At 60.6% G+C, this 21,793-nt stretch carries 18 protein-coding genes; 11 read left to right on the plus strand and 7 right to left on the minus strand.

Translation table 11 applies throughout. From position 1 onward, the window contains the following. The first annotated feature begins 21 nt into the window (after nucleotides 1-21). The 8 genes from FXO12_RS16180 to FXO12_RS16215 are packed head-to-tail and all read left to right on the plus strand — an operon-like array spanning nucleotide 22 to nucleotide 6,512. Complete coding sequence (locus tag FXO12_RS16180) at nucleotides 22-1,269, plus strand: NAD(P)/FAD-dependent oxidoreductase (protein WP_057975403.1); 1,248 nt, start codon at nucleotides 22-24, stop codon at nucleotides 1,267-1,269. Beyond that, a complete protein-coding gene (locus tag FXO12_RS16185) occupies nucleotides 1,266-2,015 on the plus strand; it encodes a class I SAM-dependent methyltransferase (protein WP_054896214.1) in 750 nt (249 codons plus the stop codon). The genes FXO12_RS16180 and FXO12_RS16185 overlap by 4 nt, the downstream gene beginning before the upstream one ends. Continuing rightward, on the plus strand, nucleotides 2,012-2,494 hold the full coding sequence (locus FXO12_RS16190; protein ID WP_057975402.1) for a hypothetical protein: 483 nt from the start codon (nucleotides 2,012-2,014) through the stop codon (nucleotides 2,492-2,494). Before FXO12_RS16185 ends, FXO12_RS16190 begins: the two co-directional genes overlap by 4 nt. Then, a complete protein-coding gene (locus FXO12_RS16195) occupies nucleotides 2,491-3,657 on the plus strand; it encodes a beta-ketoacyl-[acyl-carrier-protein] synthase family protein (RefSeq protein WP_054919432.1) in 1,167 nt (388 codons plus the stop codon). The genes FXO12_RS16190 and FXO12_RS16195 overlap by 4 nt, the downstream gene beginning before the upstream one ends. Further along, the gene (locus FXO12_RS16200; protein ID WP_054919435.1) at nucleotides 3,654-4,115 is read left to right on the plus strand and encodes a hotdog family protein; all 462 of its coding nucleotides are present in this window, start codon (nucleotides 3,654-3,656) and stop codon (nucleotides 4,113-4,115) included. Before FXO12_RS16195 ends, FXO12_RS16200 begins: the two co-directional genes overlap by 4 nt. Continuing rightward, nucleotides 4,112-4,840: a 3-oxoacyl-ACP reductase FabG gene (gene fabG, locus FXO12_RS16205; protein ID WP_057975401.1), complete on the plus strand. Its 729-nt coding sequence runs from the start codon at nucleotides 4,112-4,114 to the stop codon at nucleotides 4,838-4,840. Before FXO12_RS16200 ends, fabG begins: the two co-directional genes overlap by 4 nt. Next, nucleotides 4,840-6,066: a beta-ketoacyl-ACP synthase gene (locus FXO12_RS16210; protein WP_014716588.1), complete on the plus strand. Its 1,227-nt coding sequence runs from the start codon at nucleotides 4,840-4,842 to the stop codon at nucleotides 6,064-6,066. Before fabG ends, FXO12_RS16210 begins: the two co-directional genes overlap by 1 nt. Before the next feature lie 26 nt (nucleotides 6,067-6,092). Continuing rightward, nucleotides 6,093-6,512: a hypothetical protein gene (locus FXO12_RS16215; RefSeq protein WP_020301670.1), complete on the plus strand. Its 420-nt coding sequence runs from the start codon at nucleotides 6,093-6,095 to the stop codon at nucleotides 6,510-6,512. Between the two features lie 101 nt (nucleotides 6,513-6,613). Here the strand turns inward: FXO12_RS16215 and FXO12_RS16220 are convergent, their stop codons facing one another. Beyond that, the gene (locus FXO12_RS16220; RefSeq protein WP_034125583.1) at nucleotides 6,614-7,507 is read right to left on the minus strand and encodes a LysR family transcriptional regulator; all 894 of its coding nucleotides are present in this window, start codon (nucleotides 7,505-7,507) and stop codon (nucleotides 6,614-6,616) included. Nucleotides 7,508-7,631: 124 nt separating this feature from the next. Here FXO12_RS16220 and FXO12_RS16225 point away from each other — a divergent pair, with 124 nt between their 5' ends. The 3 genes from FXO12_RS16225 to FXO12_RS16235 all read left to right on the plus strand — a co-directional run bounded on the left by FXO12_RS16225 (nucleotide 7,632) and on the right by FXO12_RS16235 (nucleotide 10,895). After that, entirely contained in the window at nucleotides 7,632-8,906 is a 1,275-nt protein-coding gene (locus tag FXO12_RS16225) for an MFS transporter (protein ID WP_057975400.1), read from the plus strand. Between the two features lie 79 nt (nucleotides 8,907-8,985). Beyond that, complete coding sequence (locus tag FXO12_RS16230) at nucleotides 8,986-10,254, plus strand: AAA family ATPase (RefSeq protein WP_054896208.1); 1,269 nt, start codon at nucleotides 8,986-8,988, stop codon at nucleotides 10,252-10,254. Continuing rightward, complete coding sequence (locus FXO12_RS16235; protein WP_054896207.1) at nucleotides 10,251-10,895, plus strand: retron system putative HNH endonuclease; 645 nt, start codon at nucleotides 10,251-10,253, stop codon at nucleotides 10,893-10,895. The genes FXO12_RS16230 and FXO12_RS16235 overlap by 4 nt, the downstream gene beginning before the upstream one ends. Before the next feature lie 52 nt (nucleotides 10,896-10,947). Here the strand turns inward: FXO12_RS16235 and hemE are convergent, their stop codons facing one another. From hemE to aroK, 6 genes are all read right to left on the minus strand, one after another. Further along, a complete protein-coding gene (gene hemE, locus FXO12_RS16240) occupies nucleotides 10,948-12,015 on the minus strand; it encodes a uroporphyrinogen decarboxylase (protein ID WP_003187922.1) in 1,068 nt (355 codons plus the stop codon). A gap of 195 nt (nucleotides 12,016-12,210) precedes the next feature. After that, entirely contained in the window at nucleotides 12,211-13,629 is a 1,419-nt protein-coding gene (locus tag FXO12_RS16245; RefSeq protein WP_057975399.1) for an FAD-dependent oxidoreductase, read from the minus strand. 32 nt (nucleotides 13,630-13,661) lie between these two features. Beyond that, entirely contained in the window at nucleotides 13,662-18,107 is a 4,446-nt protein-coding gene (gltB, locus tag FXO12_RS16250) for a glutamate synthase large subunit (RefSeq protein WP_057975398.1), read from the minus strand. A 352-nt stretch (nucleotides 18,108-18,459) separates the two neighbouring features. Then, complete coding sequence (locus tag FXO12_RS16255; RefSeq protein WP_054896205.1) at nucleotides 18,460-20,037, minus strand: SPOR domain-containing protein; 1,578 nt, start codon at nucleotides 20,035-20,037, stop codon at nucleotides 18,460-18,462. Between the two features lie 9 nt (nucleotides 20,038-20,046). Next, entirely contained in the window at nucleotides 20,047-21,147 is a 1,101-nt protein-coding gene (aroB, locus tag FXO12_RS16260) for a 3-dehydroquinate synthase (protein WP_054919444.1), read from the minus strand. Nucleotides 21,148-21,273: 126 nt separating this feature from the next. Beyond that, nucleotides 21,274-21,792 (minus strand): shikimate kinase AroK, encoded by a 519-nt coding sequence (aroK, locus tag FXO12_RS16265; RefSeq protein ID WP_003187914.1) that lies wholly within the window; start codon nucleotides 21,790-21,792, stop codon nucleotides 21,274-21,276. Nucleotide 21,793 lies beyond the last annotated feature (1 nt).

Consider the following 21,793-nt stretch of genomic DNA (forward strand, 5'->3'; position numbering starts at 1 on the left):
CCCATGCGGCAAGGAGCCCTCGTGCCCACAGTTGAAATGGAACGTCGCCAGGTGGTGGTGATCGGTGCCGGGCCTTCCGGTGCCATCGCGGCCGCGCTGTTAAAGCGCAAAGGGCATGATGTATTGATCATCGAGCGCGAGCATTTCCCGCGTTTCTCGATTGGCGAAAGCCTGCTGTCGCACTGCATCGACTTCATCGAAGAAGCCGGCATGCTCGACGCTGTGCAAGCTGCAGGCTTCCAGGTAAAAACCGGCGCCGCATTCGCTTGGGGCGAGCGCTACAGTGCCTTTGATTTCAGCGACACCTTCAGCAACGGCAAGCCCACCACCTTCCAGGTGCAGCGCGGCGAGTTCGACAAATTGCTGGCCGACCAGGCGGCGTTGCAAGGCGTGGAAATCCGCTACGGCCAAACCATTGTCGGCGTGGATTTTTCTGCCGAGAGCCGGTATTTGCATGTGCGCCGCCAGAATGGCAGCGAGTACCACCTCAAGGCCAGGTTCGTGCTCGATGCCAGCGGCTACGGCCGTGTGTTGCCACGCCTGCTGGACCTGGAAGCACCGTCGAATTTCCCGCAGCGCCAGGCCGTATTCACCCACGTCGAAGACCGTATCGAACACCCAGGCTTTGACCGCAGCAAAATCCTGGTGACCACTCACCCGACCAAGCGCGATATCTGGTTCTGGACCATCCCGTTCAGTAACGGCCGTTGCTCGGTAGGCGTGGTCGCAGCCAAAGAGCATTTCGAGGGTGCCGACAGCGACCTCGACGCCTGCCTGCGCGGCTTTATCGAGCAAACCCCAAGCCTGTCCGGCGTGCTGCAAAATGCCGTCTGGGATACCCCGGCGCGCACCATCGGCGGCTACTCGGCCAACGTCAAAACCCTGCACGGCCCAGGCTTTGCGCTACTGGGCAATGCGGCGGAATTCCTCGACCCGGTGTTCTCTTCCGGCGTGACCATTGCCATGCGTTCGGCCAGCATGGCCGCAGGAGTGCTGCACCGCCAATTGAGCGGAGAAACGGTGGACTGGCAAACCGAGTTCGCCGAACCGCTCAAGCGCGGTGTCGATACCTTCCGTTGCTACGTCGAGGGCTGGTACGCGGGCACGTTCCAGGACGTGATTTTCCATCCTGGCAGTTCACCGGAGATTCGCCGCATGATCAGCTCTATCCTGGCCGGTTACGCCTGGGATGAACACAACCCGTTTGTCAGCGAGCCGAAGCGGCGCTTGCGGATGTTGTCGGATATTTGTGCGAGTGAAGCGGTATGAGCAGCCCTGGCGTCGAAAAAAACTACCTGAGTCAAAACTACGTCGAAGAAACCCGCTTCGGCTTCTGGTTCCTGCGCAGCCATACCTGGCAGCATCACGTATTGCGCGTGGCGATCAATGACCTGCGCAGCCTGTTCAGCGAACCGCTGCCGGTGGCGCCGGTGTTGCTGGATGCCGGTTGCGGCCAGGGCAAATCCTTCCAGTTGCTGCATCAGGTGTTCGCGCCTTCGCGCCTGATCGGCCTGGATGCCGACCCTCACAGCCTGGCACTGAGCCGCGAAGAAGCCGCGCGCCTGGGCCTGGACGTCGAGCTGATCGGCAGCGACTGCGCGACCCTCAACCTAGCGGATGCCAGCGTCGATATCCTGTTCTGCCACCAGACCTTCCATCATCTGGTGGAACAACATCGCGCACTCAAGGAGTTCTATCGGGTGCTCAAGCCGGGCGGCTATCTGCTGTTTGCCGAATCCACCGAAGCCTACATCGACACCTGGGTGATTCGCTGGCTGTTCCGCCACCCGATGCATGTGCAGAAAAGCGCCGAAGAGTACCTGGAGATGCTGCGCGAGCAGGGCTTTGAGTTCGCTGCTCAGAACATTTCGTACCCTTACTTGTGGTGGAGCCGTTCCAGTGACTTCGGCCTGCTGGAACGTTGGGGCCTGCGCAAGGCACCGCCGGTGGGTCAGCGCGAGGAAACCCTGGTCAACTGCGTGGCCCGTAAACCTGTGGAGAATGCGGCCCCATGATGCGCCTGCTGTTGATAAGTTGCCTGTTGCTGCTCAGCGCCTGTGCCAGCCAGGCGCCGCTGCCGGAAAAAATGCCGGCCCTGGCCTTGCCGATGCAATTGCATGTGCAGCGCCTGGCAGACGGCCAGAGCCAGGACTGGCTGCTGGTGATCCAGCGCGAAGGCCGCGCGATTCGCTGGTCGATGATGGACCCGCTGGGCATTCCGCTGGCCCGGCAAAAACTGCTTGATGGGCAGTGGCAGGCAGACGGCTTGCTGCCGCCCAACCCCCAGGCGCGCACGCTATTTGCCGCGCTGCTGTTTGCCCTGACCGCGCCTGGTGACGTACCAGCGTTGTATCCCACTGCCCAGGCCATGGACCTGACGCGCACGCTGCCGGGCCACTGGCAGATCGTCTACCAGTCTTCGGAGGTGTTCAGCGTGAACATGGCCGACCCGCCGCTGAGTTACCGCATCAGCCCGCTGAGTGTGAGCCGATGACCGCCTACCTCAATGCCCTTGGCGTGATCTGCGCCCTTGGCCGTGGCCAGGCGCAAGTCAGCCGCAAGCTGTTTGCCGGCGACTGTTCGGGCATGCGTGCCGAAAGCGGCTGGGTGCCGGAACGCGTAGTGCCGGTGGCCGCCGTACACGGCGAACTGGCGAGCCTGCCCCCGGAACTGGCCCAGCAAAGCAGTCGCAATAACCAGTTGCTGCTGGAAGCGGCGCTGCAAATTGAAGATCAGATTCGTCTGGCCATCCAAACCTATGGCCCTGACCGGGTCGGGGTTGTGCTGGGCACCAGCACCTCGGGCATTGACGAAGCCAGCCGTGGCATTGCCCATTACCTGCAGAACACGCAGTTCCCCGCTGACTACGATTACCAGCAACAGGAACTCAGCGCCCCGGCCAACTTCCTCGCCGACTGGTTGAAAGTAAGCGGCCCGGCCTATGTGATTTCCACCGCCTGCACCTCCAGCGCCCGAGCATTGATGAGCGCCCAGCGCCTGTTGGACCTGGGGGTGTGCGATGCGGTGATCTGCGGCGGCGTGGACAGCCTGTGCAAGCTGACGCTGAACGGGTTTACCGCGCTGGAAGCAGTGTCTGCCGAGCGCTGTAATCCGTTCTCGGTGAACCGCAACGGCATCAATATCGGTGAAGCGGCGGTGCTGTTCCTGATGAGCCGCGAGCCGGCCCCCATCGCCTTGCTGGGCAGCGGCGCCAGTTGCGACGCGCACCATATCTCTGCGCCCGAGCCCAGTGGCAAGGGCGCGTTGCTGGCCATGCGCAAGGCCTTAGCCTGCGCGAAGCTTTCGCCCGAGCAGATCGGCTACCTGAACCTGCACGGCACCGCGACCCAACACAACGACGCCATGGAAAGCCTGGCGGTCGCCAGCCTGTTTCCCGGCGGCGTCGCCTGCTCATCGACCAAGCCCATGACCGGCCACACCCTCGGCGCTGCCGGGGCACTGGAAGCCGCGTTCTGCTGGCTGAGCCTGACCCATCGCCTGCTGCCACCCCACGTATGGGACGGCCATCCCGACCCGGCGCTGCCCGCGTTGCAATGGGTGCGCAGCGGCGACAGCTTGAAAAAAACCTGCCTGATGAGCAACTCGTTTGCCTTCGGCGGTAACAATGTCAGCCTGATAATCGCAGAGGCCCCATGATCGATTGGCCACTTGCTGAACTGCTGCCCCATGCGGGCGACATGATCCTGATCGACCAGGTGCTGTCGTTCGATGAAGAGCAGATCCACACCCGCGTCACCGTCAAGCCCGGCGGCCTGTTCAACCGTGCTGACGGTAGCCTGCCAGCCTGGGTCGGCATCGAGCTGATGGCGCAAAGCGTCGCCGCGTATGCCGGTTGCCATGCACGCCAGCAAGGCAAGGCCGTGGAACTCGGTTTCCTGTTGGGCACACGTAAGTTCGAGTGCAACGTGGAGCACTTCCCGGCCGGTGCCGAGCTGAATATCCACGGCCTGCGCTCCCTGGAAGACGACAACGGCATGGGTGTGTTCGAATGCCACCTCACCGGCGACGGTATCCAGGCCAGCGCGCGCCTAAACGTATTTCGACCGCCCCAGGCGGCCAACTATTTAGATGAATCGAAGGACGATACGCCATGACTGAATCCGTACTGGTCACCGGCTCCAGCCGTGGTATCGGCCGCGCCATTGCCCTGCGCCTGGCCCAGGCCGGCCATGACATTGTGCTGCATTGCCGCAGCGGTCGTGCCGAAGCCGACGCGGTACAGCTCGAGGTCCAAGCCCTGGGGCGCGAGGCACGCGTGCTGCAGTTCGACGTGGCGGATCGCGCTGCGTGCAAAGAGATCCTTGAGGCCGATGTGGAGCGGCATGGCGCCTATTACGGCGTGGTGCTCAATGCCGGCCTGACCCGCGACGGCGCCTTTCCTGCTCTGTCGGAAGACGATTGGGATGTGGTGATGCGCACCAACCTGGATGGTTTCTACAACGTGCTGCACCCGGTGATGATGCCGATGATTCGGCGCCGCGCCGCCGGGCGTATCGTGTGCATCACCTCGGTGTCCGGGCTGATCGGCAACCGCGGCCAGGTCAACTACAGCGCCTCCAAAGCCGGCTTGATCGGCGCGGCCAAGGCGCTGGCCATCGAGCTGGGCAAGCGCAAGATCACCGTCAACTGCGTGGCGCCGGGCCTGATCGACACCGCGATGCTGGATGAAAACGTGCCGGTAGAAGAACTGATGAAAATGATCCCGGCCCAACGCATGGGCACGCCGGAAGAAGTCGCCGGCGCCGTGAACTTCCTGATGTCGGCCGAAGCCGGCTACATCACGCGCCAGGTGCTGGCCGTGAACGGGGGCCTGTGCTGATGAAGCGCGTTGTCGTCACCGGCATGGCCGGCGTGACCTCCCTGGGCAGCGACTGGGACACCATCGCCGCGAACTTTCGCGCCAACCGCAGCGGCATTCGGCGCATGGATGAGTGGGACCGTTTCACCGAACTGAACACCCGCCTGGCCGGCCCTATCGACGATTTCGTCGTGCCCGCTCACTGGACGCGCAAACAACTGCGCAGCATGGGCCGCGTCTCGCGCCTGGCGGTGTGGGCGGCGGAGCAGGCGTTGCGGGACGCCGGCTTGCTGGGTGACGAGTCGATCAAGGACGGGCGCATGGGCGTGGCCTGTGGCTCGTCCACCGGCAGCACCGATGAGATCAAGGCGTTCGGCAATATGCTGCTCAACTCGGTGGCCGAGGGGCTCAATGCCAACTCCTATGTGCGCATGATGCCGCACACCACGGCGGCAAATATCAGCATCTTCTTTGGCCTCACGGGCCGGCTGATTCCTACCTCCAGCGCCTGCACCAGCGGCAGCCAGGGCATCGGCTACGCCTATGAGGCAATCAAGTTCGGGCGCCTGCCGTTGATGCTTGCGGGCGGCGCAGAAGAACTGTGCCCCACCGAAGCCATGGTGTTTGATGCGCTGTACGCCACCAGCTTGAAAAACGATGCGCCGCAAACCAGCCCTCGTCCCTACGACAGCGGCCGCGACGGCCTGGTGATCGGTGAAGGTGGCGGCATGTTGGTGCTCGAAGAGTTGGAACACGCACTCGCGCGAGGCGCGCATATTCATGCGGAGCTGGTCGGCTTCGGCAGCAACGCCGACGGCCAGCACACCACCCGCCCGGAACAGAAAACCATGCGCCGCGCCATGGAGCTGGCCCTGGAAGACGCAGGTCTTGAACCGTCCGCCATCGGCTACGTGAACGGCCATGGCACGGCTACCGATCAGGGCGACATCGCCGAAACCCTGGCCACCAGCAGCCTGTTTGGCAGCCGTATGCCGATCAGTTCGCAGAAAAGTTTCCTGGGGCACACCCTGGGCGCGTGCGGGGCGTTGGAATCGTGGTTCAGCATCGAGATGATGAACCGCGACCAGTACGTGCACACCTTCAACCTGGACGCGGTCGACCCGCAATGCGGCGAGCTGGACTACCTGCAAGGTGGCTTTCGCCAGATGCACAACGACTACGTGATGAACAACAACTTTGCCTTCGGCGGGGTCAACACCTCGTTGATCTTCCGCCGCTGGGCCTGACTTTTTAATCGATTGGAGAAAACGGAATGTCTTCCCTGCTACGCGCTGCCCTGATCACCCTGGCCCTGCTGACCACGGCTGGCTGCACCAGCAAACCCGTGCTCAACACCCAGCATGAGTTACCGGCCACAAGCCAGGTCAGCGAAGAAAAAATGAAGCAAGTGATCGTCGCCGCCCTGCAAAAACGCGAGTGGACGGTACAACGCCTGAGCCCGCAACTGGTGCAGGCCGAGATCACCGTGCGCGGCCAGTTCTACGCCGCCATCGACATCCGCTACACCCGCAACAGCTACGCCATCACCTACCGCGACAGCCGCGACCTGGGCTACAAGGACGGGAAGATCCATCGCAACTACAACCGTTGGGTGAGCATGCTGGATCGGGATATTCTGGCGGGGTTGCGTACTTACAGCGTGAATGAAGCAAATACTTCGCCCCAAAACTGACCCCCTTGTGGCGAGGGAGCTTGCTCCCGCTGGACTGCGCAGCAGGCCCATTTTTTAGGGCCGCTACGCGACCCAGCGGGAGCAAGCTCCCTCGCCACAGGTTATTGAGCGGCCTTACGCGTCAACAACTCCACAAACCCTTTCGCCATTGGCGTTTGCGCGCCCTTGCGCTGCACCAGCCACACCGCCGTCACTGCCTGCGGGTCGAGCAAGGTGCGATAGACCACGCCATCAATGCGGATGCGCTGGTAAGACGCCGGCAGCACCGACACCCCCAACCCCGCCGCCACCAGGCCGATGATGGTCATTGCTTCCCCTGCTTCCTGAGCAAAGTGCGGGCTGAACCCGGCGTCACGAGCGAGGTTGAGCAACTGCGCGTACAAGCCGCTGCCGTAACTGCGCGGGAAGAACACGAAAGGCTCCTCGGCCAATTGCTCCAGATGCAAGCCGCGCTCGCTGCCTTGCGCCAACGGGTGGCCGGCGCTCAATACCGCGACCAAGGGTTCGCGCATCAACTCGATCACGTTCAGTGAGTCGGGCAAGGGCAAAGGCCGCATCAACCCAACCTGAATCGACTCGTCCACCAGCGACTCGGCCACTTGGGTGCTGCTCATTTCTTGCAGGTTCAGATGCACCGCCGGGAATGCCTGGCGGAAGGCAAAGATCGCCTGGGGAATGCTGGCGTTGAACGGCGCAGACGAGGTGAAGCCGATCTTCAATTCACCCAGTTCCCCCAACTGCGCACGCCGCGCCACATCTGCCGCCTTGTCGACCTGGGCCAGCACCAGCCGTGCCTCTTGCAAGAACAAGCGCCCGGCCTCGCTCAGCTCGACCCGACGATTGGTACGCTCGAACAAGCGTGCGCCCAGCTCGTGTTCCAGCGCCTGGATCTGCTGGCTCAGGGGCGGCTGCGAGATGCCCAGCACCTGCGCGGCGCGGCCGAAGTGCAGTTCTTCGGCAACGGCGATGAAGTAGCGCAAATGGCGAAATTCCATGCAAGCCTCATTAGGTTGTAAAAGCTATCAAACAGGTCGAACAATATATTGGAAAGAATCATTAGCCAGCTATATGCTTTTTCGTATTGTCAGTCCTGGCAGACTTTCCTCCCCGAGGTCCCTCGTGAATCCTGCTGTTGCTCCACTTGCCCAACACACCCCGCCCTCAGCCCTTGATGACGTGGTGGCGCAGCTCAACGACGCGTACATCGAAAAAGGCACGCCGATGTTCATGCGCACCGTGCTGGCGCTGTTCTCCGGCGGCTTCGCCACCTTTGCGCTGTTGTATTGCGTGCAGCCGATGATGCCGGCGCTGTCCCACGAGTTTTCCATCAATGCGGCGCAAAGCAGCCTGATTTTGTCCGTCGCGACCGCCATGCTCGCCTGCGGCCTGCTGATCACCGGGCCGATATCCGACAGGCTGGGGCGCAAGCCGGTGATGGTCGCTGCGTTGTTCTGTGCGGCGCTGGCCACCATCGCCAGCGGCTTGATGCCGAGCTGGGAGGGCATCCTGTTGATGCGTGCACTGGTGGGCTTGTCCTTGAGCGGCCTGGCCGCCGTGGCCATGACCTACCTCAGCGAAGAGATCCACCCGCAGCACATCGGCCTGGCCATGGGCCTGTACATCGGCGGCAACGCGATTGGGGGCATGAGCGGGCGCCTGATCATCGGCGTGTTGATCGACTTCGTCAGCTGGCACACCGCAATGCTGATCATCGGCGCCCTGGCGTTGATCGCTGCCACGGTGTTCTGGAAGATCCTCCCCGAATCGCGCAACTTCCGCGCCAGCAGCCTCAAGCCACGCAGCCTGGTGGACGGCTTTGTCATGCACTTCAAGGACGCCGGCCTGCCGTGGCTGTTCCTTGAAGCCTTCCTGCTGATGGGCGCGTTCGTGACGATGTTCAACTACATCGGCTATCGCCTGCTGGCCTCCCCCTACGAGTTGAGCCAGGCGGTGGTCGGTTTGCTGTCAGTGGTGTACCTCTCGGGCATCTACAGCTCGGCGAAAATCGGCTCCCTGGCCGACCGCCTCGGCCGCCGCCGCGTACTATGGGGCACCATCGTGCTGATGCTCGCCGGCATGGCCCTGACGCTGTTCACGCCTTTGTGGCTGGTGGTACCGGGCATGCTGGTGTTCACCTTCGGCTTCTTCGGCGCCCACTCGGTCGCCAGCAGCTGGATCGGCCGCCGCGCAGTGAAAGCCAAGGGGCAGGCGTCGTCGCTGTACCTGTTCTGCTATTACGTCGGGTCGAGCATTGCCGGGACGGCGGGTGGGTTTTTCTGGCACTTTGCCGGGTGGAACGGGATTGGCGCGTTCATCGTCGCTCTGTTGGTTGGCGCGTTGCTGGTAGCGTTGAAGCTGGCGAAGTTGCCGCCACTGGGACAGCTCCAAAGCTAGTAACACCTACGCCCCTGGCGGTTCTGACGGGCCAAGGTACACTGTTGGCATTCGTCAGTCTTGGTAAAGGAAAGCCAGAATGCGCCTGGACCAGCTTCATATTCAGAATTTTCGTTGTTACGAGGATGCCACTTTTGACTTTCAGCCGGGATTTAACCTGGTGGTGGGAGTTAATGGGAGTGGAAAAACTTCATTATTGCAGGCAGTTGCGTCTAGCCTCTATAACTTTTCCACAGCAATGGGAAATAGAGACGCTCAAATTACTGATCAAGATGTTCGATTTACCATCCAGCAGTACGATGATCGCTACAGATTCGAGCATTTATACCCTTTAAAACTTAATGCCAAAGGCTCAGCTTTCGGCCTTGACAATTGGGAAATATTTAAAGAGCGAAAAGACCAAGGGCAATCTTACAATCACGTAGTCCATACAACTGTATCTACGCAGCTCGACAATTTAGACTCCAAAGGTCAAATGGACCTTCCCATAATAGCTTTTTATCGTGCCAACCGCCGTTGGGCTTCTCCGAATGTGACCGCTGAGTTCGCGGCCACACAAAAGTCATCACGTCTGGATGCCTACGCAAACTGGTCCGATGCCGCAATAAATCTTACAAATTTTGAAAGTTGGTTTATTGGAAAAACGCTGGAGCGCCTACAACGGATGTCGCGATCAGAAGCTAAAAACTCTTTCGACGATGAGTTGCTCTGGGTCAATCTGGCACTTAAATCCGTATTACCCGATTCAAAAGGTATCGAATACGACCTCGGACTGCGCACTCTGCTAGTTCAACTAAATCAAAACAAAACCCTGCCATTTTCAAGTTTGAGTGATGGGCAGCGTGGTTTATTTTCTTTGATCGCCGACATTGCACGCCGAATGTGTCTTATTAACCCCCACATGGGTAGCAAAGTCTTAGAGAAGACTAACGGCATCATCGTAATTGACGAATTGGACATTCATTTACACCCAGGTTGGCAGCGCAGTATCGTTTCGACGTTAAAAAAAGCTTTTCCAAAGATACAGTTCATAGCTGCAAGTCACTCTCCACAGATAATCGGTGGTTTGATGCCAAATGAAATCATGCTTCTGAACGACGGAGATGCTTCACACCCACGCGTATCCTACGGACTAGATTCCAGCCGAGTGCTCGAGGAGATCATGGGCGTATCCGAGCGCGAGCCAGAAGTGGAAACGCTCCTCAGCGAACTATTCAGCACCATTGAAGACAACAACCTGGTAGAAGCCAAAGCCCAGCTCAAAGCGCTCAGGAAAGTTGCGCCCGATCTTCCTGAGTTCGCAGGAGCACAAGCGTTGATCCGTCGCAAGGAGATCCTCGGAAAATGAAACAAATATTCAAAGGATCCGAGCCAGCGTCATTTACCCAATGGAAGGCGTCAACCAACGAAGAGTGGGAGCCTACCTATTCCACTCTTCAGAACCCTCAGAAACGCGACCTGCACAATAGCCTACTACTGGAGCAAGGTTATTTCTGTTGCTACTGTGGCCGAGACATTGATGCGACATCCAGTCATATCGAGCACTTTCGACCACAAGAAACTTTTGACGACCTCGCTCTGGCATACCAAAACCTTCATGCTTCTTGTATCAGGGAAACCAAACCCGGCGCCCCATTACACTGTGGGCACGCGAAAGAAAACTGGTTCGACGAAGCCGAACATATTTCTCCCTTAGAGGAAAATTGTGAACAGCGCTTTCGATATCTTCTGACAGGACAAATACAGGCGGCGAGCACCTCTGATTCAGCAGCGACTAAAATGATCGAAGTTCTCGCCCTAGATATCGCCTATTTAAACAACAGACGCCAAGATGCAATTGAACGCGTCTTTGACCCCTCATTCATTGAGGCAGCCAATGTAGAAGACTTCAAGACTCTCATGGCGGTTTTGCGTTATACACCCTTAGGTGAACAACAAGCATTCGACCATGTAATAGCTCGGTTTGCAGAACAATTAATAGACACATGATCCAAATGTAAAAACGCCCGGCATAAACCGGGCGTTTTTTATTTGGTGGCGTTCATTCGTGGTACTGCGCCGACAGTTCGTGCACTGCGCGCAAGAACGCACCCGCGTGCTCCGGGTTCACTTCCGGTGTGATGCCGTGGCCAAGGTTGAACACGTGGCCACTGCCCTTGCCATAGCTGGCCAGGATGCGTCCGACTTCGGCGCGGATCGCTTCTGGCTTGGCGTACAGCACGGTCGGGTCCATGTTGCCTTGCAGGGCAACCTGGTTGCCGACGCGACGGCGCGCTTCGCCGAGGTCGCAGGTCCAGTCCAGGCCCAATGCATCGGCGCCCGCGTCAGCGATGCTTTCCAGCCACAGGCCGCCGCCTTTGGTGAACATGATCACCGGAACCTTGCGGCCTTCGTGCTCACGGATCAGGCCGCTGACGATCTTGCGCATGTAGGCCAGGGAGAACTCCTGGTACGCCGCCGCCGACAGGTTGCCACCCCAGGTGTCGAAAATCTGTACCGCTTGGGCACCCGCCATGATCTGGCCGTTGAGGTAGGACGTGACCGACTGCGCCAGCTTGTCCAGCAACAGGTGCATGGCTTGCGGGTTGTCGTAGAGCATGGCTTTGGTCTTGCGGAAGTCTTTCGACGAGCCGCCTTCAACCATGTAGGTGGCCAGGGTCCAGGGGCTGCCGGAGAAACCGATCAGCGGCACGCGGCCGTTGAGCTCGCGGCGGATGGTGCTCACAGCATCCATCACGTAGCCCAGGTCTTTGTGTGGGTCAGGGATCGGCAGGGCTTCGATATCGGCCAGGGTGCTGACGACTTTCTTGAAGCGCGGGCCTTCGCCGGTTTCGAAGTACAGGCCTTGGCCCATGGCGTCCGGGATGGTGAGGATATCGGAGAAGAGGATGGCCGCATCCAGTTGTGGGTAGCGGTCCAGCGGCTGCATCGTGACTTCGCAGGCGAACTCCGGGTTCATGCACAGGCTCATGAAATCACCGGCGTTGGCGCGACTGGCGCGGTATTCCGGCAGATAGCGACCGGCTTGACGCATCATCCACACCGGGGTGACGTCTACGGGTTGCTTGAGCAGGGCACGAAGGAAACGGTCGTTCTTGAGGGCAGTCATGTCGGCATCCGCAAAAAAAGTGCGGGCATTTTCTCAGAGCGCGACGCAAAAGGCACGGAATGCACCGTGCCTTTTGTCTATCGGGTCAATTTGTCGCGGCAATGCCGCCGCAGGATCGCTCCCACGCTCCGCGTCATGCTGTTCGGGACGCGGAGCGTCCTGGCGGCATTCCCACGCAGAGCGTGGGAACGATCATCAGACTTGCAGGTAGTCCAGGATGCCTTCGGCGGCGTTACGGCCTTCGAAGATCGCGGTGACCACAAGGTCCGACCCACGCACCATGTCGCCACCGGCGAAGATCTTCGGGTTGCTGGTCTGGTGCTTGTACTGGCCTTGTTCCGGGGCCACGACGCGGCCCTGGCTGTCGGTCTGGATTTCGAACTGCTCGAACCACGACGCCGGGCTTGGGCGGAAACCGAAGGCGATGACCACGGCGTCGGCCGGGATGATTTCTTCGGAACCCGGGATCGGCTCGGGGCTGCGACGGCCACGGGCGTCCGGTTCGCCGAGACGGGTCTCGACCACCTTCACACCTTCCACACGGTCTTCACCGACGATGGCGATCGGCTGGCGGTTGTAGAGGAATTTCACGCCTTCTTCCTTGGCGTTCTTCACCTCTTTGCGCGAGCCGGGCATGTTGGCTTCGTCACGGCGATAAGCGCAGGTCACCGACTTGGCGCCCTGGCGGATCGAGGTGCGGTTGCAGTCCATCGCGGTGTCACCACCGCCCAGCACCACGACCTTCTTGCCCTTCATGTCGACGAAATCTTCCGGCGACTTTTCAAAGCCCAGGTTGCGGTTGACGTTGGCGATCAGGAAGTCGAGCGCGTCATACACGCCGGGCAAGTCCTCACCGGCAAAGCCGCCCTTCATGTAGGTGTAGGTGCCCATGCCCATGAACACCGCATCGTATTCGGCGAGCAGTTGCTCCATGGTGATGTCTTTGCCGATTTCGGTATTGAGGCGGAACTCGATACCCATGCCATTGAACACTTCACGACGGTGGCTGAGTACGGTTTTTTCCAGCTTGAATTCAGGGATACCGAAGGTCAGCAGGCCACCGATTTCTGGGTTCTTGTCGAACACCACCGGAGTCACGCCGCCACGCACCAGCACGTCGGCACACCCCAGGCCAGCAGGGCCCGCGCCGATGATCGCGACGCGCTTGCCGGTCGGCTTGACTTTGGACATGTCCGGACGCCAGCCCATGGCGAACGCGGTGTCGGTGATGTACTTCTCCACCGAACCGATGGTCACCGCGCCGAAGCCGTCGTTGAGGGTGCAGGCACCTTCACACAGACGGTCTTGCGGACACACCCGGCCGCAGACTTCCGGCAGGGTGTTGGTCTGGTGCGACAGCTCGGCGGCGGCGAGGATATTGCCCTCAGCCACCAGTTTGAGCCAGTTGGGAATGAAATTGTGCACCGGGCACTTCCATTCGCAATACGGGTTACCGCACCCCAGGCAACGGTGGGCCTGGTCGGCCGAGTGCTGGGGTTTGAAGGGTTCGTAGATTTCCACGAACTCTTTCTTGCGTTGACGCAACAGTTTCTTCTTCGGATCTTTGCGCCCGACATCGATGAACTGGAAGTCGTTATTCAGACGTTCAGCCATGTTAAAACCTCATCAAACTGTTCAGGCGCATATCACTGCGGGTTGGCACGGATGCTGGAAAGCAACGATTTCAGGTTGGCAGCCTTGGGCTTGACCAGCCAGAAACGACGCAGGTAATCATCGAGGTTTTCGGCGAGGTTACGACCCCATTCGCTGCCGGTTTCCTCGACGTACTCGTCCAGCACGTGCTGCAAGTGGTTCCGGTAGGATTCCATGGCTTCGCCGCTGATGCGCTGGATCTCGACCAACTCGTGGTTGACCTTGTCGACGAAGGTGTTGTCCTGGTCGAGCACGTAGGCGAAACCGCCGGTCATGCCCGAACCGAAGTTGTAACCGGTCTTGCCCAGTACCGCGACAAAGCCTCCGGTCATGTACTCGCAGCAGTGATCGCCAGTGCCTTCCACCACGGTGTGAGCACCGGAGTTACGCACGGCGAAACGCTCACCGGCAGTACCTGCGGCAAACAGCTTGCCACCGGTGGCGCCGTACAGGCAGGTGTTGCCGATGATGGCACTGTCCTGGGTCTTGTACACACTGCCAGCCGGCGGAACGATGACCAGTTTGCCGCCAGTCATGCCCTTGCCCACGTAGTCGTTGGCGTCGCCTTCCAGGTACATGTGCAGGCCGCCGGCGTTCCACACGCCGAAGCTCTGGCCCGCAGTGCCCTTGAAGCGGAAGGTGATCGGCGCTTTCGCCATGCCCTGGTTGCCGTGCTTGCGTGCGATTTCGCCGGAGATGCGTGCGCCGATGGAACGGTCGCAGTTGCAAATATCCAGGGCGAATTCGCCACCGCTGGCGTCGTTGATCGAGGAGCCGGCCATTTCGACCATTTTCTCGGCCAGCAGGCCTTTGTCGAACGGTGGGTTGCGGTCCACCTGGCAGAATTGTGGCTTGTCTGCCGGGATGTGATCGCTGCCCAACAGCGGCGTGAGGTCCAGATGTTGTTGCTTGGCGGTCTGGCCTTCGAGGATGTCCAACAGGTCGGTGCGACCGATCAGCTCTTCCAGCGAACGCACGCCCAATTTGGCCAGCCACTCACGGGTTTCTTCGGCGACGTAGGTGAAGAAATTCACCACCATGTCGACGGTGCCGATGTAGTGATCCTTGCGCAGTTTCTCGTTCTGAGTCGCCACGCCGGTGGCGCAGTTGTTCAGGTGGCAGATGCGCAGGTATTTGCAGCCCAGGGCGATCATGGGCGCAGTACCGAAGCCGAAACTTTCGGCGCCGAGGATCGCGGCCTTGATCACATCGAGGCCGGTTTTCAGGCCGCCGTCGGTCTGTACTCGCACCTTGCCGCGCAGGTCGTTGCCGCGCAGGGTCTGGTGGGTTTCGGCCAGGCCGAGTTCCCACGGTGCACCGGCGTACTTGATCGAGGTCAGCGGCGAAGCGCCGGTGCCGCCGTCGTAGCCGGAGATGGTGATCAGGTCGGCATAGGCCTTGGCCACACCGGCGGCGATGGTGCCGACGCCGGCTTCTGCCACCAGTTTCACCGAGACCAGGGCCTGGGGGTTGACTTGTTTCAAGTCGAAAATCAGCTGCGACAAGTCTTCAATCGAGTAAATGTCGTGGTGCGGCGGTGGCGAGATCAACGTCACGCCCGGCACCGCATAGCGCAGCTTGGCGATCAAACCGTTGACCTTACCGCCTGGCAATTGACCACCCTCACCCGGCTTGGCGCCTTGGGCCACCTTGATCTGCAGCACCTCGGCATTCACCAGGTACTCCGGGGTCACCCCGAAACGGCCGGTGGCCACCTGCTTGATCTTCGAGCTTTTGAGCGTGCCGTAGCGCGCCGGGTCTTCACCGCCTTCGCCGGAGTTGGAACGCGCACCCAGGCGGTTCATGGCTTCGGCCAGGGCTTCGTGAGCCTCGGGCGACAGGGCGCCCAGGGAAATACCGGCGGAGTCGAAGCGCTTGAGGATCGACTCCAGCGGCTCGACTTCGGCGATGTCCATCGGCGTGTCCAGAGTTTTCACCTTGAACAGATCGCGGATCATCGACACCGGGCGGTTGTCCACCAGGCTCGTGTATTCCTTGAACTTGGCGTAGTCGCCCTGCTGCACAGCGGCTTGCAGGGTGTTGACCACGTCCGGGTTGTAGGCATGGTATTCGCCACCGTGCACGAACTTGAGCAGGCCACCTTGCTGGATCGGCTTGCGCGCGCTCCAGGCTTCGCCGGCCAGGGCTTTTTGCTCGGCTTCGATGTCGACGAAACGCGCACCCTTGATGCGGCTCGGTACGCCACGGAAACTCAGCTCGCAGACTTCTTCGGACAGACCGATGGCTTCGAACAACTGAGCACCACGGTACGAGGTGACCGTGGAGATACCCATCTTCGACAGAATCTTCAGCAAGCCCTTGGTGATGCCCTTGCGGTAGTTCTTGAACACCTCATAGAGGTCGCCCAGCACTTCACCGGTACGGATCAGGTCACCCAGCACTTCGTACGCGAGGAACGGGTAAACCGCCGAAGCGCCGAAACCGATCAGCACCGCAAAGTGATGCGGGTCGCGGGCAGTGGCGGTTTCCACGAGGATGTTGGAGTCGCAGCGCAGGCCTTTTTCGGTCAGGCGGTGGTGCACCGCACCGGTCGCCAGGGACGCGTGGATCGGCAACTTGCCAGGCGCAATGTGACGGTCGGTCAGTACGATCTGGGTACGACCGGCACGCACGGCTTCTTCAGCCTGGTCAGCAACGTTACGCACTGCGGCTTCAAGGCCCAGGCTCTCGTCGTAGTTCAGGTCGATGATCTGACGATCGAAGCCCGGACGCTCCAGGGTCATCAGCGAGCGCCATTTGGCCGGGGAAATGACCGGCGAGCTGAGGATCACGCGGGAGGCATGCTCAGGCGATTCCTGGAAGATGTTGCGCTCGGCGCCGAGGCACACTTCCAAGGACATCACGATGGCTTCACGCAGCGGGTCGATCGGCGGGTTGGTCACCTGGGCGAACTGCTGGCGGAAGTAGTCGTACGGCGTGCGTACGCGCTGGGACAGCACGGCCATTGGCGTGTCATCGCCCATGGAGCCGACGGCCTCGTAGCCTTGCTCACCGAGCGGACGCAGCACCTGGTCGCGCTCTTCGAACGTGACCTGGTACATCTTCATGTACTGCTTGAGCTGGTCCACGTCATAGAAAGCCGAACCGTGGTCGTTGTCTTCCATGGTCGCCTGGATGCGCAGGGCGTTCTTGCGCAGCCATTGCTTGTACGGGTGACGGGACTTCAAGCGGTTGTCGATGGCGTCGGTGTCGAGGATCTGCCCGGTCTCGGTGTCCACGGCCAGGATCTGGCCAGGGCCCACACGGCCTTTGGCGATCACGTCTTCAGGCTTGTAGTCCCACACGCCGATTTCCGAGGCGAGGGTGATGAAACCGTTGGTGGTGGTCACCCAACGCGCCGGGCGCAGGCCGTTACGGTCGAGCAGGCACACCGCATAGCGGCCGTCGGTCATGACCACGCCGGCCGGGCCGTCCCACGGTTCCATGTGCATCGAGTTGTACTCGTAGAACGCACGCAGGTCCGGGTCCATCGTCTCGACGTTCTGCCACGCTGGCGGAATGATCATGCGCACGCCACGGAACAGGTCGATGCCGCCGGTGACCATCAGTTCGAGCATGTTGTCCATGCTGGAGGAGTCGGAACCCACGCGATTGACCAGCGGGCCGAGCTCTTCGAGGTCCATCAAATCGTTGGCGAACTTGGTGCGACGGGCCTGGGCCCAGTTGCGGTTGCCAGTGATGGTATTGATCTCGCCGTTGTGGGCGAGGAAGCGGAATGGCTGGGCCAGCGGCCATTTCGGCAGGGTATTGGTGGAAAAGCGCTGGTGGAACACGCAGATTGCGGTTTGCAGGCGCTCATCGCTAAGGTCTGGATAGAAGGCGGTGAGGTCCGCCGGCATCATCAGGCCTTTATAAATGATGGTCTTGTGGGAAAAGCTGCAGATGTAATGGTCGGTGTCGGCGGCGTTGAGCACCGACGAACGACGACGGGACGTGAACAGCTTGATCGCCATGTCCTGGTCGCTCAGGCCATCGCCTGCGATGAATACTTGTTCGATCTGCGGCAGGCGCTCCAGGGCCAGGCGGCCGAGTACGCTGGTGTCGATGGGCACTTTGCGCCATCCGACAATTTGCAGGCCGGCGGCGGCGATCTCGCGGTTCATGTTCTCGCGAGCGGCTTCGGCTTTTACCGGGTCCTGGTTGAAAAACACCATGCCCACGGCGTACTGCTTGGGCAGTTCGACCGCGAATTGCTCTTTGGCGACAGCGCGCAGGAACTGGTCGGGCTTTTGAATCAGCAAGCCACAGCCGTCACCGGTCTTGCCGTCGGCGTTGATCCCACCGCGGTGGGTCATGCAGGTCAGGGCCTCGATGGCCGTTTGCAAAAGGGTATGACTGGGTTCGCCCTGCATGTGGGCTATCAGGCCGAAACCGCAGTTATCCTTGAATTCATCGGGTTGGTACAGACCTGCTTTCATAGACACTTTCTCACCAGGCTGCCTCTTTTACCGAGGCAAATTTCTTTTCAATTCAACCGGTTACCTTCCACGCCGAACGTACGCCGGCTTAGCGGGGGCAAAAGGGAGGTCATTGTACACACCGACACAGACGCTCACAAATTTAGCGACGAAATGTCGCAAATCTATGTCGCATTTATGAAAGGTTTAAAGCGATATGCTGTGCTAGTCAAAACTTTTTTAATTCTGACCGCTACGACTCAAAAGCCACTGTGACGCAGACACCACAAAGCGCGCGGTCTCGGGAGACTGCACGCACTTGCGGATTTTTTTGAGGTGCCGGGAGGGCGGCCTGGGTAAGGCCGCCGGATCTTCAGCGAGTTGCTGCCAGTTCTTGTTGAACGCTGGCAACAGTGCGAGGCCAAGGTTTACCAGCCTGAACCTTCGCTGGCAAGGCCTTGATGGCAGAATCGGCTGCGGCGCGGCTTGGGAAGCTGCCGTAGGTGATCACGTAGAGAGGCTTGCCGTTGAGCACTTTCTTGAAATAACGGTACTGGCCGCCCTGCTCTTTGACGAACGCCTGGGCGTTGGCTTCGGAGCTGGTGCCGAGGATTTGCACCACAAAGTTACCGGTAGGCTGGCTGCTGTACCAGCTGCTGCCAGCAGCGCCGGCCTTGGCAACGGTGGCGGCTGGTTTTTCCGCAGGCTTGGCGGCCGGGGCTGGTTTGGCGGCTGGCGCTGGTGCGACAGGCTTGGTCACCGGAGCAGGCTTGGCGGTAGCAACGGTGGGCGCCGGCGTCGGAGTCGGCTTGGCGACCGGAGCAACCGGTGTCGCTGGCACACCGGCCGGTACGCCTGCAGGTGGCGCGGTGGTGGTCACGGTCGGCGGCGTGGCGCTGGAGCCTTCCACCGGCACACCGTCGTCACCTTCGGAGATGCCACCGGCTTCTTCGGCCAGAGGGCCGCGCATCACAGGTTGGCCGACCATCGGCAGGTTGGTCGGTTGGCCGGAGTTGGCAAATTCGACGTTTGGCGTGGGCTTGCCCAGTGGCAACTGCGCCTGTTCGGTTGGCGCGCCAGTGGTTGTCGGTGCTTTGTTGCGGCCCGGGATCAACCAGGCGGCGGCAACAGCGACCACGACAACGGCGGAAATAGCCAATACGTGCTTCTTAGGCATAGTGAACCCCATCTTTGGACGCTTGACCGCAGAGCGGCTGGCAATCATGGCTTCGATCATGGCATCGCGGGCAACCTGGTTGATATTTCCAGGCCAGCCATCGGAGCTTTCGTGAATATCAGAGATCTGCGCAGCGGTGAAAAGTTCGATACCCGCCCCTGCGCCTTCAAGACGTTGTGCAAGGTATTCGCGGGTTTCTTCCTCTTCGTACGGCTGCAACTCGATGACGTGAAACAGCTCCTGCTCACCGCTGATCTGCTCCAGATCGGCGATCAACGACGACTCACCGAACAGGAACACATGCGGGCGACCTTCCGGCGTACCCGCTGCCAGCGCCAGCAAGGCTTCCAGGGCCGATTCGTCGAGCTGCTCGGCGTCGTCTACCAACAGGTAGACTTCCTGGCCGGTCAGGCCCAATTGCACCACCTGCTTGAGAATCGCGTTCGGCTCGGCGTTGGAGACGTTCAACGCTTGCGCCACCTCGCGCAGTACGCCAGCCGCATCACCGGCACCGCGGGCAGATACCACCACGCTCTGCACCGATTGTTTGTTGGTGCTGGCCACCAGCGCCTGGCGCAGCAAGGTCTTGCCGCTGCCCAGAGGGCCGGTCACCACCAGCAGCAACTGGCTGTAGCGCGCAAGGTGATGCAACTGCCCAAGTACCGGCTTGCGCTGGGCGGGGAAGAACTTGAAACCCGGCACCCGTGGTGCGAAGGGGTCGTGGCTCAAGTGATAATGGCCGAGGAACGCCTCGTCGGCATGCAAACTAGTCATCGGGTCTTATTAACCTTTGAGCTGGGCCAGGGCGCGGTAATCCGCTCCCAGCGTGGCCTGTAGAATCTCTTTTGGATAATCGTCGGTCACCACGGCATCGCCGATGTGGCGCAGCAGTACCAGTCGAAGTCGACCGTCGATCACTTTCTTGTCTATCGCCATATGTTCAAGGAAATCCGCCTCGGTCATCTCCGTGGGCGGAACAACCGGCAAACCGGCACGCTGGAACAGGCGGATACCGCGATCGCGCTCTTGGGCGCTGATCCAGCCCAGGCGCTGCGACATATCCAATGCCATCACGGTGCCAGCCGCTACGGCTTCCCCATGCAACCACACACCATAGCCCATGTGAGTTTCGATCGCATGGCCGAAGGTGTGGCCCAGGTTCAGCGTGGCCCGCACGCCGGACTCACGCTCGTCGGCGTTGACCACCAGCGCCTTGGCCGCGCAGGAGCGGGAAATCGCTTCGGTCAGGGCTACCTGATCGAGGGCGCGCAAGGCGTCCATGTGTTCTTCCAGCCAGGTCAGGAACGGCTCATCGCAAATCAGGCCGTACTTGATGACTTCCGCCAGACCCGCCGACAGCTCGCGCGGCGGCAAGGTGTTGAGGGTAGCGGTGTCGATCAGCACAGCCTGAGGCTGGTAGAACGCGCCGACCATGTTCTTGCCCAGCGGGTGGTTGATGCCGGTCTTGCCGCCCACCGACGAATCGACCTGGGACAGCAAGGTGGTCGGCACCTGGATGAAATCCACGCCGCGCTGGTAGCAGGCCGCGGCAAACCCGGCCATGTCGCCAATCACACCGCCGCCCAGGGCGACCACAGTGGTTCGACGGTCATGGCGCGCAGTCAGCAGGCCATCAAAGATCAGTTGCAGGGTTTCCCAGTTTTTGTGGGCTTCGCCGTCAGGCAACACCACGGAGATCACCGAGTACGCCGCCAGGCTGCGGCTCAGACGCTCAAGGTACAGCGGCGCGACCGTTTCGTTGGAGATGATTGCCACCTGTCGGCCGGCAATATGCGGCGCAAGCAGTTCGGGCTGGTCCAACAGACCTGCGCCAATGTGGATCGGGTAGCTGCGCTCGCCTAGATCGACCTTAAGTGTCTGCATGTGTCCCCGCGTTGAAGATGTATTAACGACCGGCACTGTCGACATCTCGACACCGCCTGGTGGCTCTACGCCATACCTTACAAGGTCATGGCGCGCCGCCGAGAATAGCGCATTTCGGGCCAGGCTTTAACGGGGTGGCAACCGTTGCAGGCGCTCAAGGATGTCAAGTACGACCATCCGAGGTGGCCGTTCATCGGTTTCCACCACCAGATCGGCGATTTCCCGATACAGCGGATCGCGCAGCGCCAGCAGGTCCCGCAGGGTTTTCGCCGGGTCGGCGGTGCGCAGCAACGGGCGATTGCGATCACGGGCGGTACGGCCCACCTGCTGTTCGACCGACGCGTGCAGATACACCACCCGACCACCGGCATGCAGCGCCCGACGGTTTTCATCGCGCATGACGGCGCCACCGCCGGTCGCCAATACCACGCCATCGCAGCCGCACAGCTCGGCAATCATCGCCTGCTCGCGGTCACGAAAGCCCAGCTCGCCTTCTTTATCGAAGATCCATGGGATATTGGCACCCGTGCGCAATTCAATTTCCTTGTCGGAATCTTTGAACGGCAGGCGCAGCTCTTTGGCCAGCAAACGGCCGATGGTGCTTTTTCCAGCCCCCATCGGCCCTACAAGAATCAAATTTCGCACA

This window comes from Pseudomonas sp. J380, from assembly GCF_009827115.1.
In the GTDB taxonomy this organism is placed as follows: domain Bacteria; phylum Pseudomonadota; class Gammaproteobacteria; order Pseudomonadales; family Pseudomonadaceae; genus Aquipseudomonas; species Aquipseudomonas paracarnis.

Coding starts and splice junctions, on each gene's coding strand:
- FXO12_RS16195 (WP_054919432.1), top strand. CDS start 2,491: ATGACCGCCTACCTCAATGCCCTTGGCGTGATCTGCGCCCTTGGCCGT.
- FXO12_RS16215 (WP_020301670.1), top strand. CDS start 6,093: ATGTCTTCCCTGCTACGCGCTGCCCTGATCACCCTGGCCCTGCTGACC.
- FXO12_RS16235 (WP_054896207.1), top strand. CDS start 10,251: ATGAAACAAATATTCAAAGGATCCGAGCCAGCGTCATTTACCCAATGG.
- FXO12_RS16200 (WP_054919435.1), top strand. CDS start 3,654: ATGATCGATTGGCCACTTGCTGAACTGCTGCCCCATGCGGGCGACATG.
- FXO12_RS16245 (WP_057975399.1), bottom strand. CDS start 13,629: ATGGCTGAACGTCTGAATAACGACTTCCAGTTCATCGATGTCGGGCGC.
- FXO12_RS16210 (WP_014716588.1), top strand. CDS start 4,840: ATGAAGCGCGTTGTCGTCACCGGCATGGCCGGCGTGACCTCCCTGGGC.
- fabG (WP_057975401.1), top strand. CDS start 4,112: ATGACTGAATCCGTACTGGTCACCGGCTCCAGCCGTGGTATCGGCCGC.
- FXO12_RS16220 (WP_034125583.1), bottom strand. CDS start 7,507: ATGGAATTTCGCCATTTGCGCTACTTCATCGCCGTTGCCGAAGAACTG.
- FXO12_RS16190 (WP_057975402.1), top strand. CDS start 2,012: ATGATGCGCCTGCTGTTGATAAGTTGCCTGTTGCTGCTCAGCGCCTGT.
- FXO12_RS16255 (WP_054896205.1), bottom strand. CDS start 20,037: ATGACTAGTTTGCATGCCGACGAGGCGTTCCTCGGCCATTATCACTTG.
- FXO12_RS16230 (WP_054896208.1), top strand. CDS start 8,986: ATGCGCCTGGACCAGCTTCATATTCAGAATTTTCGTTGTTACGAGGAT.
- FXO12_RS16185 (WP_054896214.1), top strand. CDS start 1,266: ATGAGCAGCCCTGGCGTCGAAAAAAACTACCTGAGTCAAAACTACGTC.
- hemE (WP_003187922.1), bottom strand. CDS start 12,015: ATGACTGCCCTCAAGAACGACCGTTTCCTTCGTGCCCTGCTCAAGCAA.
- gltB (WP_057975398.1), bottom strand. CDS start 18,107: ATGAAAGCAGGTCTGTACCAACCCGATGAATTCAAGGATAACTGCGGT.
- aroB (WP_054919444.1), bottom strand. CDS start 21,147: ATGCAGACACTTAAGGTCGATCTAGGCGAGCGCAGCTACCCGATCCAC.